Annotated in this window: 20 protein-coding genes; 8 read left to right on the top strand and 12 right to left on the bottom strand. The window is 65.7% G+C overall.

The genetic code is table 11. The features are described 5' to 3' along the window. Nucleotides 1-133: 133 nt before the first annotated feature. The gene (locus tag EJ079_RS19265; RefSeq protein WP_164762590.1) at nucleotides 134-844 is read left to right on the top strand and encodes an outer membrane protein; all 711 of its coding nucleotides are present in this window, start codon (nucleotides 134-136) and stop codon (nucleotides 842-844) included. 158 nt (nucleotides 845-1,002) lie between these two features. Here EJ079_RS19265 and EJ079_RS19270 read toward each other — a convergent pair whose 3' ends face one another. The 6 genes from EJ079_RS19270 to EJ079_RS19295 form a co-directional block, all read right to left on the bottom strand. Beyond that, entirely contained in the window at nucleotides 1,003-3,300 is a 2,298-nt protein-coding gene (locus EJ079_RS19270; RefSeq protein ID WP_127809811.1) for a xanthine dehydrogenase family protein molybdopterin-binding subunit, read from the bottom strand. Beyond that, nucleotides 3,297-4,277, bottom strand: a complete 981-nt coding sequence (locus EJ079_RS19275) for a xanthine dehydrogenase family protein subunit M (RefSeq protein ID WP_127809812.1) — start codon at nucleotides 4,275-4,277, stop codon at nucleotides 3,297-3,299. Before EJ079_RS19275 ends, EJ079_RS19270 begins: the two co-directional genes overlap by 4 nt. Further along, nucleotides 4,274-4,753, bottom strand: coding sequence for a (2Fe-2S)-binding protein (locus EJ079_RS19280; protein WP_127327750.1), 480 nt, complete (start codon nucleotides 4,751-4,753; stop codon nucleotides 4,274-4,276). The genes EJ079_RS19275 and EJ079_RS19280 overlap by 4 nt, the downstream gene beginning before the upstream one ends. Nucleotides 4,754-4,984: 231 nt before the next feature. Continuing rightward, nucleotides 4,985-7,243, bottom strand: coding sequence for a xanthine dehydrogenase family protein molybdopterin-binding subunit (locus EJ079_RS19285; protein ID WP_127809813.1), 2,259 nt, complete (start codon nucleotides 7,241-7,243; stop codon nucleotides 4,985-4,987). Further along, the gene (locus EJ079_RS19290) at nucleotides 7,233-8,291 is read right to left on the bottom strand and encodes a xanthine dehydrogenase family protein subunit M (RefSeq protein WP_127809814.1); all 1,059 of its coding nucleotides are present in this window, start codon (nucleotides 8,289-8,291) and stop codon (nucleotides 7,233-7,235) included. The genes EJ079_RS19285 and EJ079_RS19290 overlap by 11 nt, the downstream gene beginning before the upstream one ends. Next, nucleotides 8,288-8,785 carry a (2Fe-2S)-binding protein gene (locus tag EJ079_RS19295; protein ID WP_127322359.1) on the bottom strand — a complete coding sequence of 166 codons (498 nt, stop codon included), beginning with the start codon at nucleotides 8,783-8,785 and terminating at the stop codon, nucleotides 8,288-8,290. The genes EJ079_RS19290 and EJ079_RS19295 overlap by 4 nt, the downstream gene beginning before the upstream one ends. Nucleotides 8,786-9,075: 290 nt before the next feature. Between EJ079_RS19295 and EJ079_RS19300 the strand changes: the two genes are divergently transcribed. Together EJ079_RS19300 and EJ079_RS19305 are read left to right on the top strand one after the other, a co-directional pair. Further along, nucleotides 9,076-9,696 (top strand): TetR/AcrR family transcriptional regulator, encoded by a 621-nt coding sequence (locus tag EJ079_RS19300; protein ID WP_127327753.1) that lies wholly within the window; start codon nucleotides 9,076-9,078, stop codon nucleotides 9,694-9,696. Nucleotides 9,697-9,752: 56 nt separating this feature from the next. Next, nucleotides 9,753-10,751, top strand: coding sequence for a bestrophin family ion channel (locus EJ079_RS19305; protein WP_127809815.1), 999 nt, complete (start codon nucleotides 9,753-9,755; stop codon nucleotides 10,749-10,751). Nucleotides 10,752-10,814: 63 nt separating this feature from the next. On the opposite strand, the gene EJ079_RS19310 is transcribed toward EJ079_RS19305, so the two are convergent. The 3 genes from EJ079_RS19310 to EJ079_RS19320 form a co-directional block, all read right to left on the bottom strand. Continuing rightward, nucleotides 10,815-11,819 carry an NAD(P)-dependent alcohol dehydrogenase gene (locus EJ079_RS19310; protein WP_127809816.1) on the bottom strand — a complete coding sequence of 335 codons (1,005 nt, stop codon included), beginning with the start codon at nucleotides 11,817-11,819 and terminating at the stop codon, nucleotides 10,815-10,817. Between the two features lie 49 nt (nucleotides 11,820-11,868). Next, a complete protein-coding gene (locus EJ079_RS19315; RefSeq protein ID WP_127267446.1) occupies nucleotides 11,869-12,129 on the bottom strand; it encodes a hypothetical protein in 261 nt (86 codons plus the stop codon). 83 nt (nucleotides 12,130-12,212) lie between these two features. Further along, the gene (locus EJ079_RS19320) at nucleotides 12,213-12,965 is read right to left on the bottom strand and encodes a thioredoxin family protein (protein WP_013530710.1); all 753 of its coding nucleotides are present in this window, start codon (nucleotides 12,963-12,965) and stop codon (nucleotides 12,213-12,215) included. A gap of 306 nt (nucleotides 12,966-13,271) precedes the next feature. Between EJ079_RS19320 and EJ079_RS19325 the strand changes: the two genes are divergently transcribed. The 3 genes from EJ079_RS19325 (at nucleotide 13,272) to EJ079_RS19335 (ending at nucleotide 16,154) form a co-directional block, all read left to right on the top strand. Continuing rightward, nucleotides 13,272-14,492: a helix-turn-helix domain-containing protein gene (locus EJ079_RS19325; RefSeq protein ID WP_127809817.1), complete on the top strand. Its 1,221-nt coding sequence runs from the start codon at nucleotides 13,272-13,274 to the stop codon at nucleotides 14,490-14,492. Nucleotides 14,493-14,528: 36 nt separating this feature from the next. Continuing rightward, the gene (locus tag EJ079_RS19330; protein WP_127267443.1) at nucleotides 14,529-15,161 is read left to right on the top strand and encodes a PQQ-binding-like beta-propeller repeat protein; all 633 of its coding nucleotides are present in this window, start codon (nucleotides 14,529-14,531) and stop codon (nucleotides 15,159-15,161) included. A 162-nt stretch (nucleotides 15,162-15,323) separates the two neighbouring features. After that, complete coding sequence (locus EJ079_RS19335) at nucleotides 15,324-16,154, top strand: aldo/keto reductase (RefSeq protein ID WP_174800355.1); 831 nt, start codon at nucleotides 15,324-15,326, stop codon at nucleotides 16,152-16,154. A 73-nt stretch (nucleotides 16,155-16,227) separates the two neighbouring features. Here EJ079_RS19335 and EJ079_RS19340 read toward each other — a convergent pair whose 3' ends face one another. Beyond that, the gene (locus EJ079_RS19340; RefSeq protein WP_013530714.1) at nucleotides 16,228-16,533 is read right to left on the bottom strand and encodes a hypothetical protein; all 306 of its coding nucleotides are present in this window, start codon (nucleotides 16,531-16,533) and stop codon (nucleotides 16,228-16,230) included. A 208-nt stretch (nucleotides 16,534-16,741) separates the two neighbouring features. Here EJ079_RS19340 and EJ079_RS19345 point away from each other — a divergent pair, with 208 nt between their 5' ends. Then, entirely contained in the window at nucleotides 16,742-18,244 is a 1,503-nt protein-coding gene (locus EJ079_RS19345; protein WP_127297074.1) for an ATP-binding protein, read from the top strand. Nucleotides 18,245-18,378: 134 nt separating this feature from the next. Here the strand turns inward: EJ079_RS19345 and EJ079_RS19350 are convergent, their stop codons facing one another. Then, nucleotides 18,379-19,161: an SDR family oxidoreductase gene (locus tag EJ079_RS19350; protein ID WP_127809819.1), complete on the bottom strand. Its 783-nt coding sequence runs from the start codon at nucleotides 19,159-19,161 to the stop codon at nucleotides 18,379-18,381. A gap of 188 nt (nucleotides 19,162-19,349) precedes the next feature. Then, entirely contained in the window at nucleotides 19,350-19,628 is a 279-nt protein-coding gene (locus EJ079_RS19355; RefSeq protein WP_127809820.1) for an usg protein, read from the bottom strand. Between the two features lie 332 nt (nucleotides 19,629-19,960). On the opposite strand from EJ079_RS19355, the gene EJ079_RS19360 reads away from it, so the two are divergent. Beyond that, the gene (locus EJ079_RS19360; protein ID WP_127809821.1) at nucleotides 19,961-20,275 is read left to right on the top strand and encodes a co-chaperone GroES; all 315 of its coding nucleotides are present in this window, start codon (nucleotides 19,961-19,963) and stop codon (nucleotides 20,273-20,275) included. The last annotated feature ends 26 nt before the right edge of the window (nucleotides 20,276-20,301 follow it).

Below are 20,301 nucleotides of genomic sequence, written 5' to 3' on the forward strand. Positions count from 1 at the left end.
TTCCCCGACAATTCGGGTGCGGCCCAGCCCAAGACGCGGCGGGCGGACAATGCAACACCGGATTTCTCGACAACAGCTGGATCTCCGCAGCTCATTTGTGCGGTGGGGAAGCAACATGGGGCAGCAGACAACAATGAAAACTCTTCTTCTCGCAACGGCCTTCATTCTCGCGCCGCTCGGTGTGGCGTGTGCGGCTGATATCAATGAGGTTTCGCCTGTTGCATCCGGCTACGACTGGTCCGGACTCTATGCCGGCGTCGACATCGGCTACGCGGCCGGAAAATCCAATCTGTTCATCGCCGGCGGCGGACTGGGCGGGGCCACCGATCTCAATGTCTCCACCGATCCGAACGGATTTATCGGCGGTGTCCATATCGGCGCCAATTACCAGATGGAGAACAGCTTCGTGATCGGCGCCGAGGCCGACATCATGTACAGCAATATAGATGGGCTGACGGCCCTCGACGCCGGCGGCGGCGGTGTCACCACGTTGCTCAAGAGCGAACTCAAATGGTCGGGGTCGGCGCGGCTGCGCGCCGGCTATGCTTTCGATCGGACCTTGCCCTACATCACTGCCGGTGTCGCCGCGGCCAAGTATGAACTAATTGCGGTCAGCGCCGGTGGCCCTGCCGCCGAAGTAACGCTCCACAGCGACAGCCATGTCGGCTGGACCGTTGGCGCCGGCATCGAGCACGCCTTCACCGACAAGTGGATCGCTCGAGCCGAATATCGTTACTCCGACTTCGGCAGCCAGGATCTCTCGGTGGCAGCCGGTCTGCCTACGGAAACCCATGTCGACCTCCAGACGCAGGATATCCGGGTCGGGCTAAGCTACAAGTTCTGATTGCTGGTGCTACAGGTCTCCCTCGGGAGATGGCCGGCAGGCCAGGGGGCCGGCGGGGCTCGGCCTGCTGCCGCAGACGGGGGTCGGCGCTCTATACGCGACGACCCCCTCTGTTGCCTTTGGCGACATCTCCCCTCGAGTGGGAGATCAGCCGCTCTTCAGATCAGCTTCTCCAGCGTGATCGGCAAATCCCGCACCCTCTTTCCCGTCGCATGGAACACCGCGTTGGCAATCGCCGGCGCCACGCCGACAATGGCCAGCTCACCAACGCCCTTGCCGCCGAGCACCGAGGAATGCAGGTCGGGGATGCCGACCGAGATCACTTCGAAGTCCGGGATGTCGGCGTTGGTCGGCACGAGGTAATCGGCGAGGTTGTCATTGACGATGCGGCCGTGGCGGCGGTCGACGATGCCTTCTTCCAATAGCGCCTGGCCGATGCCCATGATGATGCCGCCCTTCCATTGGCTTTCGGCAAGTTTCGGGTTGTAGAGCCGCCCCGAATCCAGCGCCGACACCACACGCGATACACGCACCGTGCCGAAATCCTCGTCGACGCGCACCTCGATGAAATGCGCGCACCAGGAGTGGCGGGAATAGTCGCCCTCGGTGTGCGGCAGCGCCATGGCGATGGTGGTGTAGTTCTTGTAGCGCTCCTCTGACGTCGAGTTTTCCGGCATGGTGTCGCCGGTGGCTTCGATGTGGTCGCGGCCGACGCTTTTGAGCAGTTCGGCGATCGAGACATCGGGGCCGTCGCCACGCGGCGAAGTGATACGGCCATTGGCGACGACCAGTGTGTTGGCCTGCAACGCGTAGAAGGGCGAGCGCGGATCGCCGATGGCAAGGCCCACCAGCTGGTCGAGCGCTGAGCTCGCGGCCTTGTAGACGGCGCCGGTCATGACGCCGGCCAGCCGCGAGCCGCCGGTGACGCCGGCACGCGGAAAGCGGGAGTCTCCGAGCTTCACCACCACGTCGTCAGCTCGCACGCCGACCGTTTCGGCGGCGGTCTGCGCCAGAATGGTGTAGGTGCCCTGGCCCATGTCGATCGACGAGCTTTCGACCTCGACCGAGCCGTCGGCCAGGATACGCACGATCGCCTCGCCATAGGCGCGCCGAACCGGATAGGTGCCGGCCGCGACGCCCCAGCCGATCAACTGGGTGCCGTCGCGCATCGAGCGCGGTTCGGGCGAGCGCCTGGCCCAGCCGAAACGCTCCGCACCTGCGGCAAAAGCCTCGCGCAACTGCCGGGTAGACCAAGCCTTTTTGGCATGCGGATCCTGCTCGGCATAGTTCCGGAGCCGGATTTCCAGCGGATCGATGCCGACCTCGTAGGCGAGCTCGTCGATGGCGCTTTCGATGCCGAAGGCCGAGGGGTTTTCGCCCGGTGCGCGCATGGCGCCCGGCACCACCGAATTGACCCGCACGACATTCTGCTTCGAGGAGAAATTCGGCGTCGCATACATGATCGAGGTGACCGATCCCAGCGGCTCGACCCACATGCCGTCGATGGAGGTCTCATTGACGCCGCGATGCACGATCGACTGGATCTTTCCGTCAGCGTCGGCGCCGATCGTCACCGTCTGCCGCGTCGCGGCGCGACCACCGTAACCGGTGAAGGTCTGGGGCCGCGTCATCACCAGCCGCACCGGCCGGCCGAGCATTCTGGCCGCACATGCGGCCACCGCGCCATGGCTGAGCGCCAGTGCCTTGGAGCCGAAGCCGCCGCCAATATAGGGCGAGACCAGCCGCACGTTCTCGAACGGCACGTCGAACCATTCGGCATAGGTGCGCGCCATGCCATCCAGCCACTGGCTTGGCTCCCACACGGTGAGCTTGTCGCCCTCCCAGCGGGCGATCAGGCCATGCGGCTCCATCGGCGCCTGGTACTCGCGCGGCGTGTTGTAGGCGGCGCAGATGCGGACCGGTGCCGAGGCGAACGCACCTTGCGCATCGCCCCATTCCTTGGTCATGGCGTCGATCGGGATGCCGTCGCCAGCCTTGCCGTCGCTGAGGTCGACGATGGAAGGCGTCTCGTCATAGCTGACCTTTACCAGGGCCGCCGCCGCCACCGCCTGTTCGAAGGTCTCGGCGGCCACGGCAGCGACATGTTGACCCGAGAACGTGATGTCGCGCGCGAGCGGGCAATAGGGCTTGTCGGGCGGCGGTGTGCCGAACCAGTCCGCCGCGGTCTTCAGGCTGATGATGGTGTCCGGCGTCAGCACCTGCAGCACGCCGGGAGCGGCCTCGGCTGCCTTGGTGTCGATCGCGCGCACCTTGCCGGATGCAATCGTGCTCCCGACCAGCACGGCGTAAGCGAGGCCTTCGAGCTGCTGCTCGATGGCGTAATTCGCCGCGCCGGTGATTTTGGCCGGGCCGTCGACGCGCGACAGCCGGCCGCCGACGGCTTCGGCAAAAGCGCCGTCGGACGCATCCCCATGCCTGATGTTGTGAACGGTCATGCCGTCTCTCCCAATTTGAGGATGGCGCGGGCGACGACGCGCGGCGCCAGTTCGACCTTGTAGTGGTTGGCGCCATGGTCGACAGCGCCTTCGACGGCGAGCAGGCTGGCGGCGCGGACTGCGTCCGGCTCCAGCACCTCGCCTATCAAGGCCGCCTCGACGGCCCGCGCACGCCACGGCTTGGTCGCGACGCCGCCAAGCGCCACGCGCAGATCGCGGATCGTTCGGCCGTCGGGTTCGAACTCTATGCCGACAGCGGCACTGGCGGCGGCAAACTCATAGGATTGCCGGTCGCGGATCTTCAGGTAGGTCGAACGCCGGGCGGCCGAGCCGGGGATTTCAATGGCGGTGATCATCTCGCCCGGTTCGATCGCGTGTTCCTTATCCGGCGTGGTGCCGGGCAACAGGAAAAAGTCGTCGACCGGGATCTGGCGCTCGCCGAGATGAACTGTTGCGTCGAAGGCGACCAGCGCCACGGCGAGGTCGCCTGGATACATGGCGATGCAGGCGTCGCTGGCGCCGAGCACGGCGTGGCCCCTGGTGACGCCGCCTATGGCCGAACAGCCGCTGCCGGGCTCCCGCTTGTTGCAAGCGGAGAAATTCCCGGGATCACGGAAATAGGGGCAGCGCGTGCGCTGCATCAGATTGCCGCCGATGGTCGCCATGTTGCGGATCTGCGCGGAAGCCGCCTGCCACAGGGCTTCCGACACCGCAGGAAAGCGGCTCTTGATGTCGGCATGGTCGGCGACATGGCTCATCCTGCACAGCGCGCCGATGGTGGCGCCGCGTTCGTTCACCTCGATGCTGTCCAACCCCTTGAGATGAGCGATGTCGACCAGCGTCTCGGGCTCGGCGACGCCGCATTTGGCGAGATCGACCAGCGTGGTGCCGCCGGCCAAGAGCATGGCGCCGGGCAGGGCGGCCGCTTGGCGTGCCGCATCGACCGAGTTGGCGCGCACATACGAAAAATCCCTCATGATGCGACCTCCAAGGCGGCTTGGCGAATGGCGGCGACGATGTGCGGATAGGCGCCGCAGCGGCAGAGATTGCCGGCCATGTATTCGCGGATCTCGCCGTCGGAGCCGGCATGGCCCTCACGGATGCAGGCGACCGCCGACATGATCTGGCCCGGCGTGCAATAGCCGCACTGGAAGGCGTCCTGTTCGAGGAAGGCAGCCTGCACGGGATGCATTTCGCCCTCCCGTGCAAGCCCCTCTATGGTGGTGACGGTGCGGCCTTCGGCTTGGGCGGCCAGCGTCAGGCAGGCCAGCACGCGCTCGCCGTCGATATGCACGGTGCAGGCGCCACACTGGCCGTGGTCGCAGCCCTTCTTGGTGCCGGTCAGGCCGAGCCGGTCGCGCAAGGCGTCGAGCAGCGTCACACGCGGCTCGATGTCGAGCCCGTGAAGGTCGCCGTTGATGTCGAGATGGACCGGGATCGTTGTTTTCGTCATGGGCATCTGGCTCCAGTTGCTTGACGCGAAGTCGTTGATCTGATGTTGGGCCGGCGAGGAGCTAGCGCCCGCTGTCCGGCCCTTCGCTGTCGCTCCGGACCGTTCGGGCGTTCGGCCCTTTAAAAAGGTCCACTGGACCTTTTGATCCGCCCGAAGGCGGACCGGGCCTTCACCGTTCGACGGACGGGAAAGCCAAGCAATTGGCTTCCCGTCCGCTAGGCGGACCACTCCTCACCCCAGCAGGTCCTCGATGCGGATCGGAAAGCGCCGGGGTCGCACCCCGGTCGCATGCCAGACCGCATTGGCGACGGCGCCGGCCGTGCCGGTGATGCCGATTTCGCCGACACCCTTGATGCCAAGCGCGTTGACGTGAGGGTCGTCCTCGTGGACCAGCAGCGCCTCGACCGACGGAACGTCGGCATTCACCGGGACATGATATTCGGCGAGGTTGGCATTCTGGATCCGGCCCGAGCGCCGGTCGGTGATGGCTTCCTCATGCAGCGCGAACGAGACGCCCCAGATCATGCCGCCATAATACTGGCTGCGCACCAGCCTGGGATTGATGACCCGCCCGGCGGCGAACGCGCCGACCAGCCTTGTGACGCGGATTTGGCCGAAATCCGGATCGACCTTCACCTCGGCGAACACGGCGCCATGCGCGTGCTTGGCATAGGTCTCCTGGGACGCCGGGTCGGGGGCACCTTTGCCATGGCCCTCGATCTCGGTCAGGCCTGCACGTGTGAGGATCTCGGCATAGCTTTCACCGCGGCTTTCATCGTCGCGCCGATAGAGGCGGCCACCGCGCGCCAGCACGCCTTCATTGCCGGCGCCGTAGAGCGGTGAGTGCTCGTCACCGGTGGCGAGATCGGCGAGCCTGGCGATGACGGCGGCACCCGCATTGTGGATCGCCATGCCGGCCGTCGCCGTGTGGCCGGAGCCGCCGGCAATGCCTGCATTGGGCAGATCGGAACTGCCGGCCCTGAAATCGACCTGGTCGATATCCAGTCCCAGTCCGTCGGCGGCGATCTGGGCGAAGGCGGTCCAGGCGCCTTGCCCCATGTCCTGCGCGCCGGTCTCCATCAGGCCGCTGCCATCGCTTCTCAGCACGGCGCGGGCCTCGGCGTGGAACATCAGGGCCGGAAACGTCGCCGTGCCCATGCCCCAGCCGGTCAGGAAACCGTCCGCGTCGCGCATCAGCCGCGGCTGAAGCGGGCGGCTTGCCCAGCCGAACGTCTCGGCCGCTTGCCTGTAGCATTCGCGCAGCGCCTTGGAGGAAAACGGCTTGCCGGTCATCGGCTCGACCTCGGCATAGTTCCGCAGCCGGAACTCCAGCGGGTCCATGCCACAGGCGTGAGCCGCCTCGTCGATGGCGCTCTCCAGCGCGATCGAGCCGGTCGCTTCGCCGGGCGCCCGCATGAACAGCGGGGTACCGGTGTCCAACCGCACCGCATCGTGCGAGGTGGCGATGGCCGGGCTGGCGTAGAGCGTGTGCGAGGCATCCGCCGCCGGTTCGAAGAAATCGTCGAACGTGCTCGACGCAGTCTTGGCGTGATGGTCGAGTGCCGTCAGCCGCCCTTCGCCATCCATGCCCAAGCGCAGCGTCTGGCGCGTCGGCGCACGGTGGCCGACCGGGCCGTACATCTGCTCACGCCGCAGCACCAGCTTGACCGGACGGCCGACGAGACGCGCCGCCAGGATGCCGAGCACCTGCGGTCCGGAGATCATGCCTTTCGAGCCAAAGCCGCCACCCAGGAACGGGCTGCGGATGTGGACGTTTTCCGGTGCGATGCCGAACAGGCCGGCGATGCGGCCCTGCGCCATGGCAAGGCCCTGGCTCGGCGTGTCGATCGACAGTGTGTCGCCATTCCAGGCGACGACGATCGCATGCGGCTCCATGGCGTTGTGGTACTGGGCCGGCGTCTCGTAGGTGGCTTCGATCCGTGTCTTTGCCGATTTGAGGCCGGCCTCGACATCGCCCTTGTGCTGCACGGCCGGACCGCCGACGCCGACGCCACGCGGCACGAAGCTTTCAGCGCCGTCCAGGCCAACGCGCGCCGGCAGCACTTCATAGCGCGGCGACAGCAAAGCCGCCCCCTCGGTTGCCGCCTCCAGCGTCTCGGCGATTACCACGGCGATGCTCTGGTTGGGGTAGCGGACCTGATCGTTCTGCAGCAGGTCGAGCCGGAACATGAAGGGGTGGTCCTTGGCGTCCGGGTCAGCGGCGAGCGCCGGCCGGTTCTTGGGCGTCATCACCTCGACCACGCCCTGGTGCGCCTTTGCCGCCTCGATATCCAGAGCGGCAACGCGGCCGCGCGCGATGCTGCTGACCGCCAGCACGGCGTAGAGCATGCCGGGCGGGTGGTTGTCGGCGGCATAGCGCGCGGCTCCGATGACTTTCAGAAAGCCGTCGCGGCGGGTCAGCGGCTGGCCGATGCTGGAGCCCTGCCGGGCATGGGCGGGTTGCTGGTTGAGGCTGAGTTCAAGCGTCATGGCGCGCTCCGGGAATGTTCGAGAACGGGGAGGCAGGAAGGGCTGGCAGACGCTCGGGCGTTCCCGAAAGCGCAGATATCAGCGCCCTGACCACGATGCGGCGGGCAAGCTCGATCTTGAAGGCATTGTCGCCGGAGGGGCTGGCATCGGCCAAGGCAGCGTCCGCGGCGCTGGAGAAGGTCGCCTCGCTGGCGTCCGCGCCAAGCAGGACGGCTTCCGCCGTTCGGGCTCGCCACGGCTTGGCCGCGACGCCGCCCAGTGCCAGCCTTGCGGCGCGGATCTTGCCGCCATCGACGACGAGCGCTGCCGCGGCCGATACGACGGCAAAAGCATAAGAGGTGCGTTCGCGGACTTTCAGGTAACGGGCATTGGCGGAGAAGGAGGCCGCCTCCGCCGGCAGGCGCACCGCCACGATCAGGTCGCCGGGCTCCAGCGCATTCTCCCGCTGCGGCGTTTCGCCGGGAAGCCGGTGGAATTCCTCCAGTGTCACATGACGCCGGCCCTTCTTGCCCTCGATCTCGACCACGGCGTCGAGCGCCACCAGCGGCACGCAGAAGTCCGACGGGTGGGTGGCGATGCAGGCGTCGCTCCAGCCTAGCACGGCGTGCAGGCGGTTCTCGCCGCCCAGCGCATCGCAGCCGGCGCCTGGCTCGCGCCTGTTGCAGGCGCTGGCGGTGTCGTAGAAATAGCTGCAGCGCGTGCGCTGCAACAGATTGCCGCCGACGGTGGCGGCGTTGCGAAGCTGCGCCGAAGCACCCGACAGCAGCGCCTCGGCCACCGCCGGATAGGATTTCGCGAACGCCGGATCGTAGGCAAGGTCGGCATTACGGACCAGCGCGCCGATGCGCAGGCCACCATCGTCCAGCCGTTCGATGCGGTTGAGCTCCGGCAGCCGGGAAATGTCGACGATACGCTCGGGACTGGTGATGCCGCCTTTCATCAGGTCGAGCAGATTGGTGCCGCCGGCGAGATAGGCCGAACCCGGCTCGGCTGCCGCGGCGATGGCGTCGGGGATGGTGGCTGGCCTGATGTAATCGAAATCTCTCATGCCGCGGTCCTCCGGTCGGCTTTGACAAGCTGTTGCTGGGCTTCCAGGACCGCCTCGACGATGCCGCCATAGGCCGCGCATCGGCATATGTTACCGCTCAGCCCCTCACGGATGCGTTCGGGATCGTCGCCGGCCTGTGCCTCGGCGATCAGGCCGAGCGTGCTCATGATCTGGCCGGGTGTGCAGAACCCGCACTGGAAGCCGTCATGGGCGATGAAGGCGGCCTGCACCGGATGCAGTTCCTCGCCGTGGGCGACGCCTTCGATGGTCAAGACTTGGGCGCCGTCATGACTGACCGCCAGCGCCAGGCATGAGTTGATGCGCTTGCCGTCGACCAGCACCGTGCAGGCGCCGCACTGGCCGCGGTCGCACCCCTTCTTGGTGCCGGTGAGATCGAGCCGCTCGCGCAGCAGGTCGAGCAGGGTTACGCGTGGATCGACCTCCAGTTCGTGTCGGTGGCCGTTGATGGTGAGGGTGATGGGAAGGCTGGTCATGGGCGTCTGGCTCCAGTTGCTTGACGCGGATGGGATTGAACTGGTGCCTTGCCGCGGAAGGGCAAGGTAACCGTTCGGTCAGGTCTTGACGGCGAAAGCGGAGATGGCAGCGGATCTCCCGCGAGACAGGCGGGCAGGGGAGATGTCGGCTTGCGTGTTCGAAAGACGTGACATACCGGTTCCCCTGATTATATGATAAAGGTGCTCCACTAAAACGGAGGCGCCTCCGTTTAATACGTGGTGGCTGAACCGGCCGGGTTCAAGCCCCCTGACACGATGTGGAGAAAAAATTGGCCAGCGAGCCGTCCGCCATTGCTGAACAGAAGGCCGAGGCTGTAGACGCAAAGCCGTTGCGCGCCGATGCGCGGCGCAACCGCGACCGGCTGGTCGAGGTGGCGGTGTCGGTCTTTGCCGAGCGCGGCATCGATGGCTCGCTGGAGGAGATCGCGCGCCGCGCCGGCGTCGGCATCGGCACGCTCTACCGGCATTTCCCGACGCGCGAGCATCTGGTCGAGGTGGTCTATCGCCGCGAGGTGGAGGCGCTGTGCGCGGCCGCCGGCGAGCTTGCCCAGAAACATCCGTCCGATGTCGCGCTGGAACAGTGGATGCAGCGCTTCGTCGACTACATCGCAACCAAGCGCGGCCTGGCGACCAGCCTGCGCATCGTGCTCACCACCAATTCGACGCTGTTTTCCGACACGTTCGGCCGGGTGTCGCAAGCCTTGCGACAGCTGGTCGAAGCGGCGGTGGCCGACGGCACCATCCGCGGCGACGTCGACGCTTCCGACGTGCTGCACGCGCTGGGCGGCATCTACTCAGCGCCCGACACCCCCGAATGGCGCGACCGCTCCCGCCGGCTGGTCAAGCTGTTGATGGACGGGTTGCGGTTCGGGGCTGCAAAGGCACAATGAGGCGACGAGATTCCGCCCGTGCAAAACCACACCTGTCGATAAATTGAGGGGACCCGATGTATGTAGGCCGTTCCTACAAAATAGTGGATTTCGCGCTGTGGTCGCGGCGCAGCGTCATCTACATGGTGGTGGTGAGTGGACTGGCCGTGGCGGCCTACCGTCTTCCAGGCATCGCCGGGTTTTCGGTGCCATGGTCGGTGGTGCTGGTGCTTGGTACCACCGTGTCACTCGTTGCCGGGTTCAAGAATTCGCAGGTGTTCACCCGCAGCAGCGACGCGCTGCAGGCTTTTACGCAAATTACGGCCAGCAGCCGGTTGTGGTCCAATTTCTGCAGGGATTTCCTCGACGCGCCGACGGCCAGACAGCTCATCTATCGCCACATCGCCTGGATGACGGCGTTGCGTTTTTCCCTGCGCCGGCCAATGCCATGGGAATCCATGGCGCGGGCCGCCAATATCGAATACCGGCGGCGCTACCGCATCCATGAGGATGCGAGCTCGATCGCCGACGAATTGCGTCCGCTGCTCGCCGAACAGGCCGAGGACGTCCTGAAATCGCCCCAGCCGGCGATCGCCCTGCTCGAACGGCAATCTGCCCAGGTCAATGCGCTGTTCAAGGACACAAAGCTCCCTCCTCAGATCTATGGCGAACTGACCAAGCTGATCCGCGACTTCCATGACCAGCAGGCGCGCTGCGATCGCATCAAGAACAATCCCTATCCTCGGCAATACGCCATCGTCAGTTCGATGTTCGTGATGATCTTCTGCACGCTGTTGCCGTTCGGGGTCGTTCCCGTCTTTGCCGATATGGGCAAATTGGGTGGGGCGCTCGGGTCGATCGCGATCTGGTTGACGATCCCGTTCAGCACGCTGCTGGGCTGGGCCTACGTGTCCCTCGACCAGGTCGGCGAAAGCAGCGCCAACCCGTTCGAGGGCAACGCCAACGACGTCCCGATCTCGCAGATATGCCGCGACATCGAGATCGAGTTGCGCAGCGGGCTCGGCGAGGCCGATCTTCCCAAGCCCCTGCTGCCGGTCAACGACATCGCGACCTAGGCAGGATCAAGACGAAGGCGCGGACCCGAAGGTCCCCTTCATCGTGCTGCTGGCGGAGGCCGCTCAAACGTCGAGGCAGACCTTGCCGAAATGCTTTTGCGTTTCGTAATGCGCGAAGGCGGTGGCGATGTCCTGCAGCGGAAAATGGCGGTCTATGACGGGCTTCAGCCTGATAGTCTCTATCGCCCGGATCATATCCTCCTGGTCGGCCCGGCTGCCGATGGAAATGCCGCTGATGCGGATCTGGTTGGAAAACAGGGCAGGGATAGACACTTCCGCCGCAAAACCGGTCAGGACGCCGACCAGGGCGATGTGACCGCCCGTTCTGCAGGCCGCAATGGACTGCGCCAGCGTGGCGGGTCCGCCGACCTCGATCACGTGATCGACACCGCGTCCGCCCGTCAGATCCCTGGCCTTGCGACCCCAGTCCGGGACGGACTTGTAGTTGATGACGGCGTCGGCTCCGAGGCGCGTGAGCCTTTCCAGCTTCTGCTCGTCGGATGAGGTGGCGATGACCCGGGCGCCGGCGGCTTTGGCGAATTGTAGCGCGAACAGCGATACGCTGCCCGAACCGAGGACCAGCACCGCGTCGCCCGGCTTCACCTTGCCGCACACAACCAGGCCGCGCCAGGCCGTAACGCCCGTGCAGGTGAGCGACGCCGCCTCGACATGCGTATAGCCTGCCGGTGCCTTGGTGAAAGCGTGCGCCGGCATGCAGACATACTCGCTGGCGAAGCCGTCGAAACTGTCTCCCGGAATATCGCGCCGGGTGCAGGGCGTCATGTCACTGCCCAGCCACCAGGGATAGAAGACGCTGACGACACTGTCTCCGGGCTTGAGTGCATCGACACCGTCGCCGAGGGCAATCACTTCGCCGGCGCCGTCGGAGAGCGGAACGCGGCCGTCGGCGAGAGGCATCTTGCCTTGCACGGCAAAGTCGTCGCGCATGTTCAACGCGCAGGCCCGGATCCTGACCAGAACCTCGCCCGGCCCTGGCTGGGGCGAATTTTCCTCGACCAGGTCGAGATTGCCCAAGCCGCCCGGCGCTCTCAGCCTGACCAGTCTCATTGTCTTCTCCGATGTGTGGGGTGTCTGGAATTGCAATGGCGCGCTGCGCCTAGCGGGCCTGCCGGCCTGAGATCACCCGCAGCCAGGGCGCCAGATGAAAGGCGCTCATCAGCAGATACATCGCGGCCATGCCCGTGAGGGGCGAGGCGTCGATGCCCATGCACTGCATGGCCGCATCGCCGCTGAAGATGCAGGTGAGCAGCGCCATCACGGCGAAAGTCGGTGCCGCGGCAAGGCAAAGCCAGTCGGCCAGCCCGAGGGTGGCGGCTTCCGGGATCGTGCTGCCGGCACCGGTATGGATATCGCTCATCGCCTTGATCCTTGATGATCATGCCAGCCACGACAGGTTCCTCTCTCCACGGAGTGGGGAGAGGAACCCAGACTGAACAACCGTTACTGCTCGCCCTTGTCGCGGAATGCAGCCTCGCCGGCAGCAGACACTTCTTCCCATTTCTTGTCGGCCCCGGCGTCGTAATTGTCGTGCCAGTTCCACCAGGAATAGAGCGGGGTCTGCGGATAGCCTTCGGGCGAGTCTTCCCAGATTTCCTGGCGGCCGAGCGGCGTCGCGTCGAGATAGCTCCAGACGGTGCCCATCGCCTCGTCGCCGCGGCTGTTGATGAGATAGGTGCGGAAGATGCGGTCGCCGTCACGGATGAAGACGTTGTGGCCGTGCCATTCGTCGACGCCGAAGTCCTTGTCGAAACTGTCAGTGATTGTGTACCAGGGCATCTGCCAGCCCATCCGCTGCTTCAGCCGCGCAATGTCGGCTTGCGGGGCACGTGAAGCGTAGGCAAGCGTGGTGTTGCGGGCGTTGAGATGGGCGAGGTGGCCGACCTGGTCGGCGCCCAGCGAACAGCCGCGGCAGGCGTGATCGGGCCAGCCATGCACGCCGGGCTCGAAAAAGGCGCGGTAGACGATCAGCTGGCGGCGGCCTTCGAACAGATCGAGCAGGCTCGCTCTGCCGTTCGGCCCCTCGAACACATAGGCCTTGTCGACTTCCATCCACGGCATGCGCCGGCGCTCGGCGGCCAATGCGTCCTTGGCCCGCAGCGTTGCCTTTTCCTTCACCAGCATCTGTTCGCGGGCGGCTTCCCAGTCCTGCCTCGAAACGATCGGCGGGGTCTTCATTGCGATGTGCTTGGTCATTGGTCGTCTCCTTTGCCAGTCTGTTGTCGCTTGCTGTCAGCCAGAATAGGGCGGTGAAGCGCGGGGGTGGGAGTTACAAGTGTGACGGGATTTGCAGGAGCCGGCCCGTCGCAGCAGGGGTGGCGCATCCTCACGGTGCCTTCGGCCGCGTCATGGAGAGGAGTGTCGGTTGGCATTGTCGGTTCTCCCTTGGCGTGCCGCACGTTGCCGATAGAGTTGGCCGATGCGGCTTGCCGGTTCATGGTACGGATTTAAGTTAGGGCGGCGACGCACAAGGGTGGGAGTTACAAGTGTGACGGGATTTGAATGGATTCGCTGATCACCGCCGCGGCGCTGGCGCTGGCCGGAGGCGATCCGCTCGGCGCGCTGGATCGCGTCGCACTGCGCGAGGATCCGCCGGCGCTGGCGCTGCGCGGCATCGCCATGGCGCAACTTGGCGATCTTGATCGCGCCAAGGCGCTGCTGCGGCGTGCCGCGCGTGGCTTCGGCCCGAAAGAAGCGGTAGCGCGTGCGAGATGCGTCGTTGCCGAGGCCGAGATCGCGCTGGTCTCACGCGATCTCGGCTGGCCGGCCAAGGCTTTGGATGCGGCGCGGGCGATGCTGGAAAAGCATGGCGACCGGCTGAACGCAGCGCATGCCGGCCACCTCAAGGTGCGCCGCCTGCTATTGATCGGCCGTCTCGACGAGGCCGAAGACGTGCTGCGCGGGCTCGATCCGATGCCGCTTCCGCCGGCCTCGCGCGCCGCCCACGAGCTGGCCGTCGCCGGCATCGCGATGCGGCGCCTCAAGACGAAGCGGGCGCGCAGGGCGTTGGAGTGGGCACGCCACGCCGCCCGCCAGGCCGGCATTGCGGGGCTCATCGCTGAAGTCGATCGCGCATTCCTGGCGCTGGACACACCGGCGGCGCGGCTGATCGCGGCTGGCGAGCAGCGCTCGTTGCTGCTTGAGGACGTCGAGGCGTTGCAGGCGTCGCCGGCATTGCTGGTCGATAGCTTTCGCTATGTCGTGCGCCAACAGGAGAAAAGGGTCTCGCTGGCAACGCGCCCGGTGCTGTTTGCGCTGGCCCGTACGCTCGCCGAAGCGTGGCCAGGCGATGTGTCGAGGGCGAGGCTGATCGCTGAAGCCTTCGGCGGCAGGCACGCCGATGAATCGCACCGGGCACGGCTGCGGGTCGAGATCGGCCGGCTGCGCACCGAATTGCGCGGCCTGGCCGACATCGGCGCGACCAGCCAGGGCTTCGCGCTGGCGCCGCGCCAGGCACGCGAGGTGCTGGTGCTGGCGCGGCCGATCGAGGAGCGGCACGCGGCGGTGCTGGCTTTCCTTGCCGATGGTGAATCCTGGGCGAGTTCGGCGTTGGCGCTGGCGCTTGGCACCGGCCAACGCAGTGTGCAACGGGCGCTCGAGCAGCTTGGCGAGGCCGGCAAGGTGCAGTTTTTCGGTCACGGCCGGGCGCGCCGCTGGATGACGCCGCCGGTGGCGGGATTCACGACCACCTTGTTACTCCCGGCGCCGCTGCCGAGTGGTTAGTAAGGGACATCAGACCATCTCAGTGAGGACAAGGACATGAAACAGTCAGCGGCCGAAATTCTGCGCGAATACGGACCCTTTCCAGATGTGGAGAGGGTGCATGGGGTGAGTTTTGACGGCAACAATGTCTGGTTCGCCTCGGGCGAGAAGCTGAACGCCTTCGACCCGGAAAACGGCCAAGCGCTGCGCTCGATCGACGTCGCGGCGCATGCCGGCACCGCCTGGGACGGCCAGCACTTCTTCCAGCTTGCCGACGACCTGATACAGAAGATCGACCCTGATACCGGCCAGGTGCTGGCGACCATTCCGGCACCGGGCGGCGGCGGCGATTCCGGGCTGACCTGGGCCGAAGGGACGCTCTGGGTGGGGCAATATCGCGAACGCAAGATCCACCAGATCGACCCGGAGACAGGGGCGATCCTGCGCACCATCGAATCCAACCGTTTCGTCACCGGGGTGACATGGGTCGAGGGCGAGCTGTGGCACGCCACCTGGGAAGGCGACCAGAGCGACCTGCGCCGCGTCGACCCGCGATCAGGCAAGGTTCTGGAGAAGCTCGACATGCCGGCCGGCATGGGCGTGTCGGGACTGGAATCCGATGGCGGCGACCGCCTCTATTGCGGCAGCACATCCGCCGGGGTGGTGAGGGCGGTGCGCCGGCCGCGGTGAGGATGCGGCCGACGCCGAAGTCACACTTGCAGGCGCACTTCACACGGCAATTTGTCCGCTGTCGGCTGGTCGTCGCATCCTGTCGGACCTAGATAGGCTGTGCACCGGGCAGACCGCCCGGACCCGCTTTGCAAAGGATTCCCCGTGCCTGAACAGCCCATCATGCCCGAACAGATTGCATTGAACGACGGCTCCGCCATTCCCCAGCTCGGCCTCGGTGTGTGGCAGGTCGACCAAGACATCACAGCCGACGTGGTGGGTTGGGGCATCGAGGCCGGCTATCGCCTGATCGACACCGCCGAAGGCTATCAGAACGAGGAAGGGGTCGGAGAGGCGATCCGCAGCGCGGGCGTGCCGCGGGCCGAGCTGTTCATCACCTCGAAACTGCGCAACGGCGCGCACCAGCGCGACGCGGCTTTGCGCGCCTTCGACGAGACGATGGAGAAGCTCGGCGTCGAACAGATCGACCTGTTCCTGATCCACTGGCCTGTGCCCAGCCAGGACAAATATGTCGAGGCCTGGAAGATGCTGGTCGAACTCCGGCAGGCCGGCCGCATCAAGTCGATCGGCGTTTCGAACTTCAACCAGGACCATCTGGAGCGGATCATCGCGGAGACCGGCGTGACGCCCGTCGTCAACCAGATCGAGCTGCATCCCCAGTTCCAGCAGCGCGGTGTCAGGGACTTTCACGCCAAGCACGACATCCGTATCGAAAGCTGGAGCCCGTTGGGCAGCGGCCGGCTGCTCGGCGATCCGACCATTGCAGGCATCGCCAAGAAACATGGCAAGTCCGTCGCCCAGGCGATCGTCCGCTGGCATCTCCAAGAGGGGCTGATCGTCATTCCAAAGTCGATCCGCAGGGATCGCATCGCCGCCAATTTCGATGTCTTCGATTTTGAACTGGATGCCCAGGACCTGCAGACGATCCGCGGCATGGATTCGCCCGAAGGCCGCAACGGGCCCAACCCCGCCACGGCCGCGTTCCTGTTCTGAGGACTGCCGACCGCGAAGCTGCCAATCTCCCGCACGAGGGGGAGATTGGCCAATCTCCGGCCTCTCCGCGCGCTTAAATCCCGGACCCATCCAGCTGCTGGGCGTCTTCGCCTTCCCAGGGCGCTGGCATGGACGCGCGGCTGAGGTTAGCCGTCGGCAACGGCATCCAGCACTTCAGTTCCGGGTCGGCATATTCGATGACGCGCCCGGGCGAGGAGTCCGACGCGCGCCAGCCTTCCGAGGCGAACTGGTCAGCACGCGACCAATAGGCAAGGTCTACTTCCGCCGGTCCCTGTTCGGACGGACGCACCGTGACCAGGATGCGGCTGCCATCCTTCGGGGCCGTCGACATGTGGCGCCACCGTTCGGGCTCGTCCATCGCATTCCTCCTCGCACTCGTAGCGTTGGGTGGAGTGTCGCCTCGTGGTCCGAAGGGGTCAACCCAAAGTTTGCGCCAGGCATCGGCTGATGACCCCTCCAGGCGGTGCCTGCACAGTTGTGCGCAACACGCCGCAGGCGGTCATGCACGCTCGACGGGCTGTGACCCAGTTGATAAGCCCGTCTGCGAAAGGAGCGCCTGAGTCGAGATGACCGTTGCGATCGAGATGGGACAGACGACCGCGGGCGCCCCGGCGAAGCTGGATCTTGAGGAACTGCTCGCGACTCGCCTTTTGGTGCAGGGCAATTCAGGCTCCGGCAAGTCGCATCTGCTGCGGCGCCTGCTGGAGCAGAGCGCACCCTGGGTGCAGCAGACCATCATCGATCCCGAGGGCGACTTCGTCTCGCTGGGCGATCGTTACGGCCATCTGGTGATCGATGCCGAGCAGCATACCGAGCGCGGCCTGCAGGCGGCCGGCGAGCGGGCGCGCATGCATCGCGTCTCCACCGTGCTCAATCTCGAAGGACTCGACGCCGAGAACCAGATGCGACGTGCGGCCGCCTTCCTCGGCGGACTGTTCGAGGTCGCCCGTGACCACTGGTACCCGATGCTGGTGGTGGTGGACGAGGCGCAGCTGTTCGCGCCGGCGGTGGCCGGAGAGGTGTCGGACGAAGCGCGAAAGCTCTCGCTCGGCGCCATGACCAATTTGATGTGTCGTGGCCGCAAGCGCGGGCTGGCCGGCATCATTGCCACCCAGCGGCTGGCCAAGCTCGCCAAGAACGTCGCAGCCGAGGCGTCCAATTTCCTCATGGGCCGCACCTTCCTCGATATCGACATGGCGCGTGCCGCCGATCTTTTGGGCATGGAGAGACGCCAGGCGGAAGCGTTCCGTGATCTGGAACGCGGGCAGTTCATGGCGCTCGGTCCGGCGCTGTCGCGCCGTCCGCTGGGGCTGCGCATCGGCCCGACCGACACCAGCCCGCGCAACGGCACGCCGCGGCTCATGGCAATGCCGGAATCCGCGCTGGAAGACGCACGCGCGATCATCCTGGCGGCGCCGCCACCCGAGACGGTGCGCACGCCGCGCCGCCCGGCGTCGCCGGACCTGCTCGACCAACTGATGGCGGCCAAATCGGCGGCACTGGAAATGCGCCCCGAGCCGGCGGAGCCGCAAATCAGCGCCGAGGATCTGGCCGAGCGTCGTGAGCGCGTCGACCGTGTGCTGCGCGCCATCCTGGCGCAACCCGACGCCGGTTTTCGCGTGATCGGCGTGCTCTATCAGGAGTTCGTGGTCCGCTGCCGCATCGAAGGCCTGGCCTCGGTCGTGCCGGACCTGCCGGAGTTCCGCCGCATGCTGACGCGCGCCCGTGCCGGCCTTGGTTCCGAGACGACGCAGGATGACGCGTGGCGGGACGTTTCCGTCCGCGCGTCGCTGCTGCCCGACGACATGCAGGGCGTGTTCATGATGATCGCCCGTGCGGCGAAAGAGGGCTGGCCGTGCCCGAGCGACGCCGCGATCGCCCGCGCCTACGGCTCGCACTCGCTGCGCCGCGCCCGGCGCCTCTTGACTTATATCGAGGAGCAGGGGCTCATCGTCTGCCAACTCGACGGGACAGGCCGGCGCACCGTGACGCTGGTCGAATTGGCCTGGGCCACCGCACCGGGAGATCCGAATGCCGAGGAGGTGGAGCAGGGGAGCCTGGCGCTGTGAGGCGGCGCGGGTGCTTTGAGCGAATGGGGCGATAGGCTTTTTCAGTCACCGTCATCGTGACCAACTTCTGACGGCAACGGTGAAAGCGCCGACGCCGAAATGCGTCATGCAGGGCGCATGCGTTTCGATGGCGCTCACCGATTCGCCCCGATCACCCACTGTTCCTGGTCGACGAGCGTGCCGGTTATCGGCCCGGCAGCATCCGAAAGCAGGAAGACGGCGAGGTTGGCGATGTCGCTCGTCGAGAACAGGCGGCCGAAGGGTTGCGAGGCGTTGGCGGCATCGAGCCAGCCCGGCCCGTTGCCCAACGTGTCGGCCTGCATGACACGTTCGGCCGGCGTGTCGGTCCAGCCGACATTGATGCCGTTGACGCGGATGCGATCGAAGCGATGGGCATTGGCGGCGTTTTTGGTAAGCGTGGCCAGCGCGCCCTTGCTGGCGGAATAGACGGCGAGTTCCGGCGAGCCGCAATGGGCGTTGATCGACAGGATGTTGACGATGGCGCCGCCCTGGCCACGCTTCTTCATCTCGGCGATGGCCGCCTGCATGAGGAAGAACGGCGCCCGCGCGTTGACCGCAAACAGCGAGGCCCAGCCGTAGAGATCGGCGTCGAGGAACGAGGCCCGGTTGGTCAGCCCTGCGGCGTTGACCAGCGCATCGATGCGGCCGAAGCGCTCGACGCAGGCTTCCGCCAAGAGGGCAGGGGCCGCCGGGTCGGCGAGGTCCGCGGCGACGAAGACCGTCGGCGTGCCGAGCCGCGAAAGCTCTTCCGCCACGGCATCGCCGCGGGTCTTCTCGCGCCCGGTGACGAGCAGGCCGCCGGCGCCGCAGCGCGCCAGCGTCTCGGCGATGGCGCGGCCGATGCCTTGCGTCGAGCCGGTGACCAGCGCCACCTTGCCGTTGAGCTGAAGCTCCATTCCTCTTCCCCGCCTCGCATCTGGTTTCAGGCTAGCGCGGCAGGATCGTTTTACAACATGGAAATTGGAAATCTTGGAGCGGAGATTGTTGGCGCTGCGTGGGACCGGCAAGAGCCTGCTCCAACGTCGTCGCTCCCAACGTTGTCGCTCCGGGGGCGAAGCAGGAGCGGAGTCCGTCCCAAAGACCTCTAGTGGACCGTGATGATGCCCTCGACGGCCCGCCATTCCGAAGGCTGGATGAGCCGGTGATGAGCAACGCGGACCGAGTGCAGCGGACCGTCGAGTTCGCGCTCCCAATATTGGAGAAAGCCCTTGAGTTCGGGAAAGGCCGGAGCGAGATCATAGTCCTGCCAGACATAGAGCTGAAGCAGGCTCGGATGATCGGGCAGGTGATAGTGGATTTCGGCCGTCGTCAGGCCATAACCTTCCATTTGCAGGCGGAATTCGCTGCTGACCGTATCGGCCATGTCTTTCTCCTTCTCTCTCCGTTCAGGCCTCCAGCCCGCGACGTTCGTATTGAACTCGCCCGATGCCATGCCGGGACGATCGGTTCCTCTTCAAACAACGTCGCGAGAAGCTCGGGGGTTCCGAAAATAGCCGCGCCATAACAGTGCGTTGGCGCCCTTTCTGGTCGAATGGAAAAATTTTTTCGCCGGTCTCTTGAAACCGAAAAACGGCAAAACTAGCTCGATATACGCCGCGATGCCTGACGAAGGGTCGCGGCGTTCCGCACCGGTCCGATATTGCCGGTTCGGTGCGGAGGAACCTCAAAAACCTGTTTGTCCACGAGGAGAACGACATGGCGTTCCGTCCATTGCATGACCGTATTCTGGTCCGCCGCCTTGAAGCCGAGGAGAAGACCTCCGGCGGCATCATCATCCCCGATACCGCAAAGGAAAAACCGCAGGAAGGTGAAGTGCTCGCCGTCGGTCCCGGCCCGCGCGACGACAGCGGCAAGCTTGTCGAACTCGATGTCAAGGTCGGCGACCGCATCCTGTTCGGCAAATGGTCCGGCACCGAAATCAAACTCGACGGCGAGGATCTGCTCATCATGAAGGAAAGCGACGTGATGGGTGTCATCGATAAGATCGCCGAAGTGAAGAAGGCCGCCTGACGGCTTCTTCGTATACATCCAGTCAA

Source organism: Mesorhizobium sp. M7A.F.Ce.TU.012.03.2.1, assembly GCF_004006095.1.
In the GTDB taxonomy this organism is placed as follows: domain Bacteria; phylum Pseudomonadota; class Alphaproteobacteria; order Rhizobiales; family Rhizobiaceae; genus Mesorhizobium.

What these genes read in the sequence shown, in the direction of transcription:
- EJ079_RS19290 (WP_127809814.1), bottom strand. Translation starts at nt 8,291, where the DNA reads ATGAGAGATTTCGATTACATCAGGCCAGCCACCATCCCCGACGCCATC.
- EJ079_RS19315 (WP_127267446.1), bottom strand. Translation starts at nt 12,129, where the DNA reads ATGAGCGATATCCATACCGGTGCCGGCAGCACGATCCCGGAAGCCGCC.
- EJ079_RS19320 (WP_013530710.1), bottom strand. Translation starts at nt 12,965, where the DNA reads ATGACCAAGCACATCGCAATGAAGACCCCGCCGATCGTTTCGAGGCAG.
- EJ079_RS19270 (WP_127809811.1), bottom strand. Translation starts at nt 3,300, where the DNA reads ATGACCGTTCACAACATCAGGCATGGGGATGCGTCCGACGGCGCTTTT.
- EJ079_RS19310 (WP_127809816.1), bottom strand. Translation starts at nt 11,819, where the DNA reads ATGAGACTGGTCAGGCTGAGAGCGCCGGGCGGCTTGGGCAATCTCGAC.
- EJ079_RS19280 (WP_127327750.1), bottom strand. Translation starts at nt 4,753, where the DNA reads ATGACGAAAACAACGATCCCGGTCCATCTCGACATCAACGGCGACCTT.
- EJ079_RS19285 (WP_127809813.1), bottom strand. Translation starts at nt 7,243, where the DNA reads ATGACGCTTGAACTCAGCCTCAACCAGCAACCCGCCCATGCCCGGCAG.
- EJ079_RS19265 (WP_164762590.1), top strand. Translation starts at nt 134, where the DNA reads ATGAAAACTCTTCTTCTCGCAACGGCCTTCATTCTCGCGCCGCTCGGT.
- EJ079_RS19330 (WP_127267443.1), top strand. Translation starts at nt 14,529, where the DNA reads ATGAAACAGTCAGCGGCCGAAATTCTGCGCGAATACGGACCCTTTCCA.
- EJ079_RS19340 (WP_013530714.1), bottom strand. Translation starts at nt 16,533, where the DNA reads ATGGACGAGCCCGAACGGTGGCGCCACATGTCGACGGCCCCGAAGGAT.
- EJ079_RS19355 (WP_127809820.1), bottom strand. Translation starts at nt 19,628, where the DNA reads ATGGCCGATACGGTCAGCAGCGAATTCCGCCTGCAAATGGAAGGTTAT.
- EJ079_RS19325 (WP_127809817.1), top strand. Translation starts at nt 13,272, where the DNA reads ATGGATTCGCTGATCACCGCCGCGGCGCTGGCGCTGGCCGGAGGCGAT.
- EJ079_RS19360 (WP_127809821.1), top strand. Translation starts at nt 19,961, where the DNA reads ATGGCGTTCCGTCCATTGCATGACCGTATTCTGGTCCGCCGCCTTGAA.
- EJ079_RS19345 (WP_127297074.1), top strand. Translation starts at nt 16,742, where the DNA reads ATGACCGTTGCGATCGAGATGGGACAGACGACCGCGGGCGCCCCGGCG.
- EJ079_RS19335 (WP_174800355.1), top strand. Translation starts at nt 15,324, where the DNA reads ATGCCCGAACAGATTGCATTGAACGACGGCTCCGCCATTCCCCAGCTC.
- EJ079_RS19305 (WP_127809815.1), top strand. Translation starts at nt 9,753, where the DNA reads ATGTATGTAGGCCGTTCCTACAAAATAGTGGATTTCGCGCTGTGGTCG.
- EJ079_RS19350 (WP_127809819.1), bottom strand. Translation starts at nt 19,161, where the DNA reads ATGGAGCTTCAGCTCAACGGCAAGGTGGCGCTGGTCACCGGCTCGACG.
- EJ079_RS19275 (WP_127809812.1), bottom strand. Translation starts at nt 4,277, where the DNA reads ATGAGGGATTTTTCGTATGTGCGCGCCAACTCGGTCGATGCGGCACGC.
- EJ079_RS19295 (WP_127322359.1), bottom strand. Translation starts at nt 8,785, where the DNA reads ATGACCAGCCTTCCCATCACCCTCACCATCAACGGCCACCGACACGAA.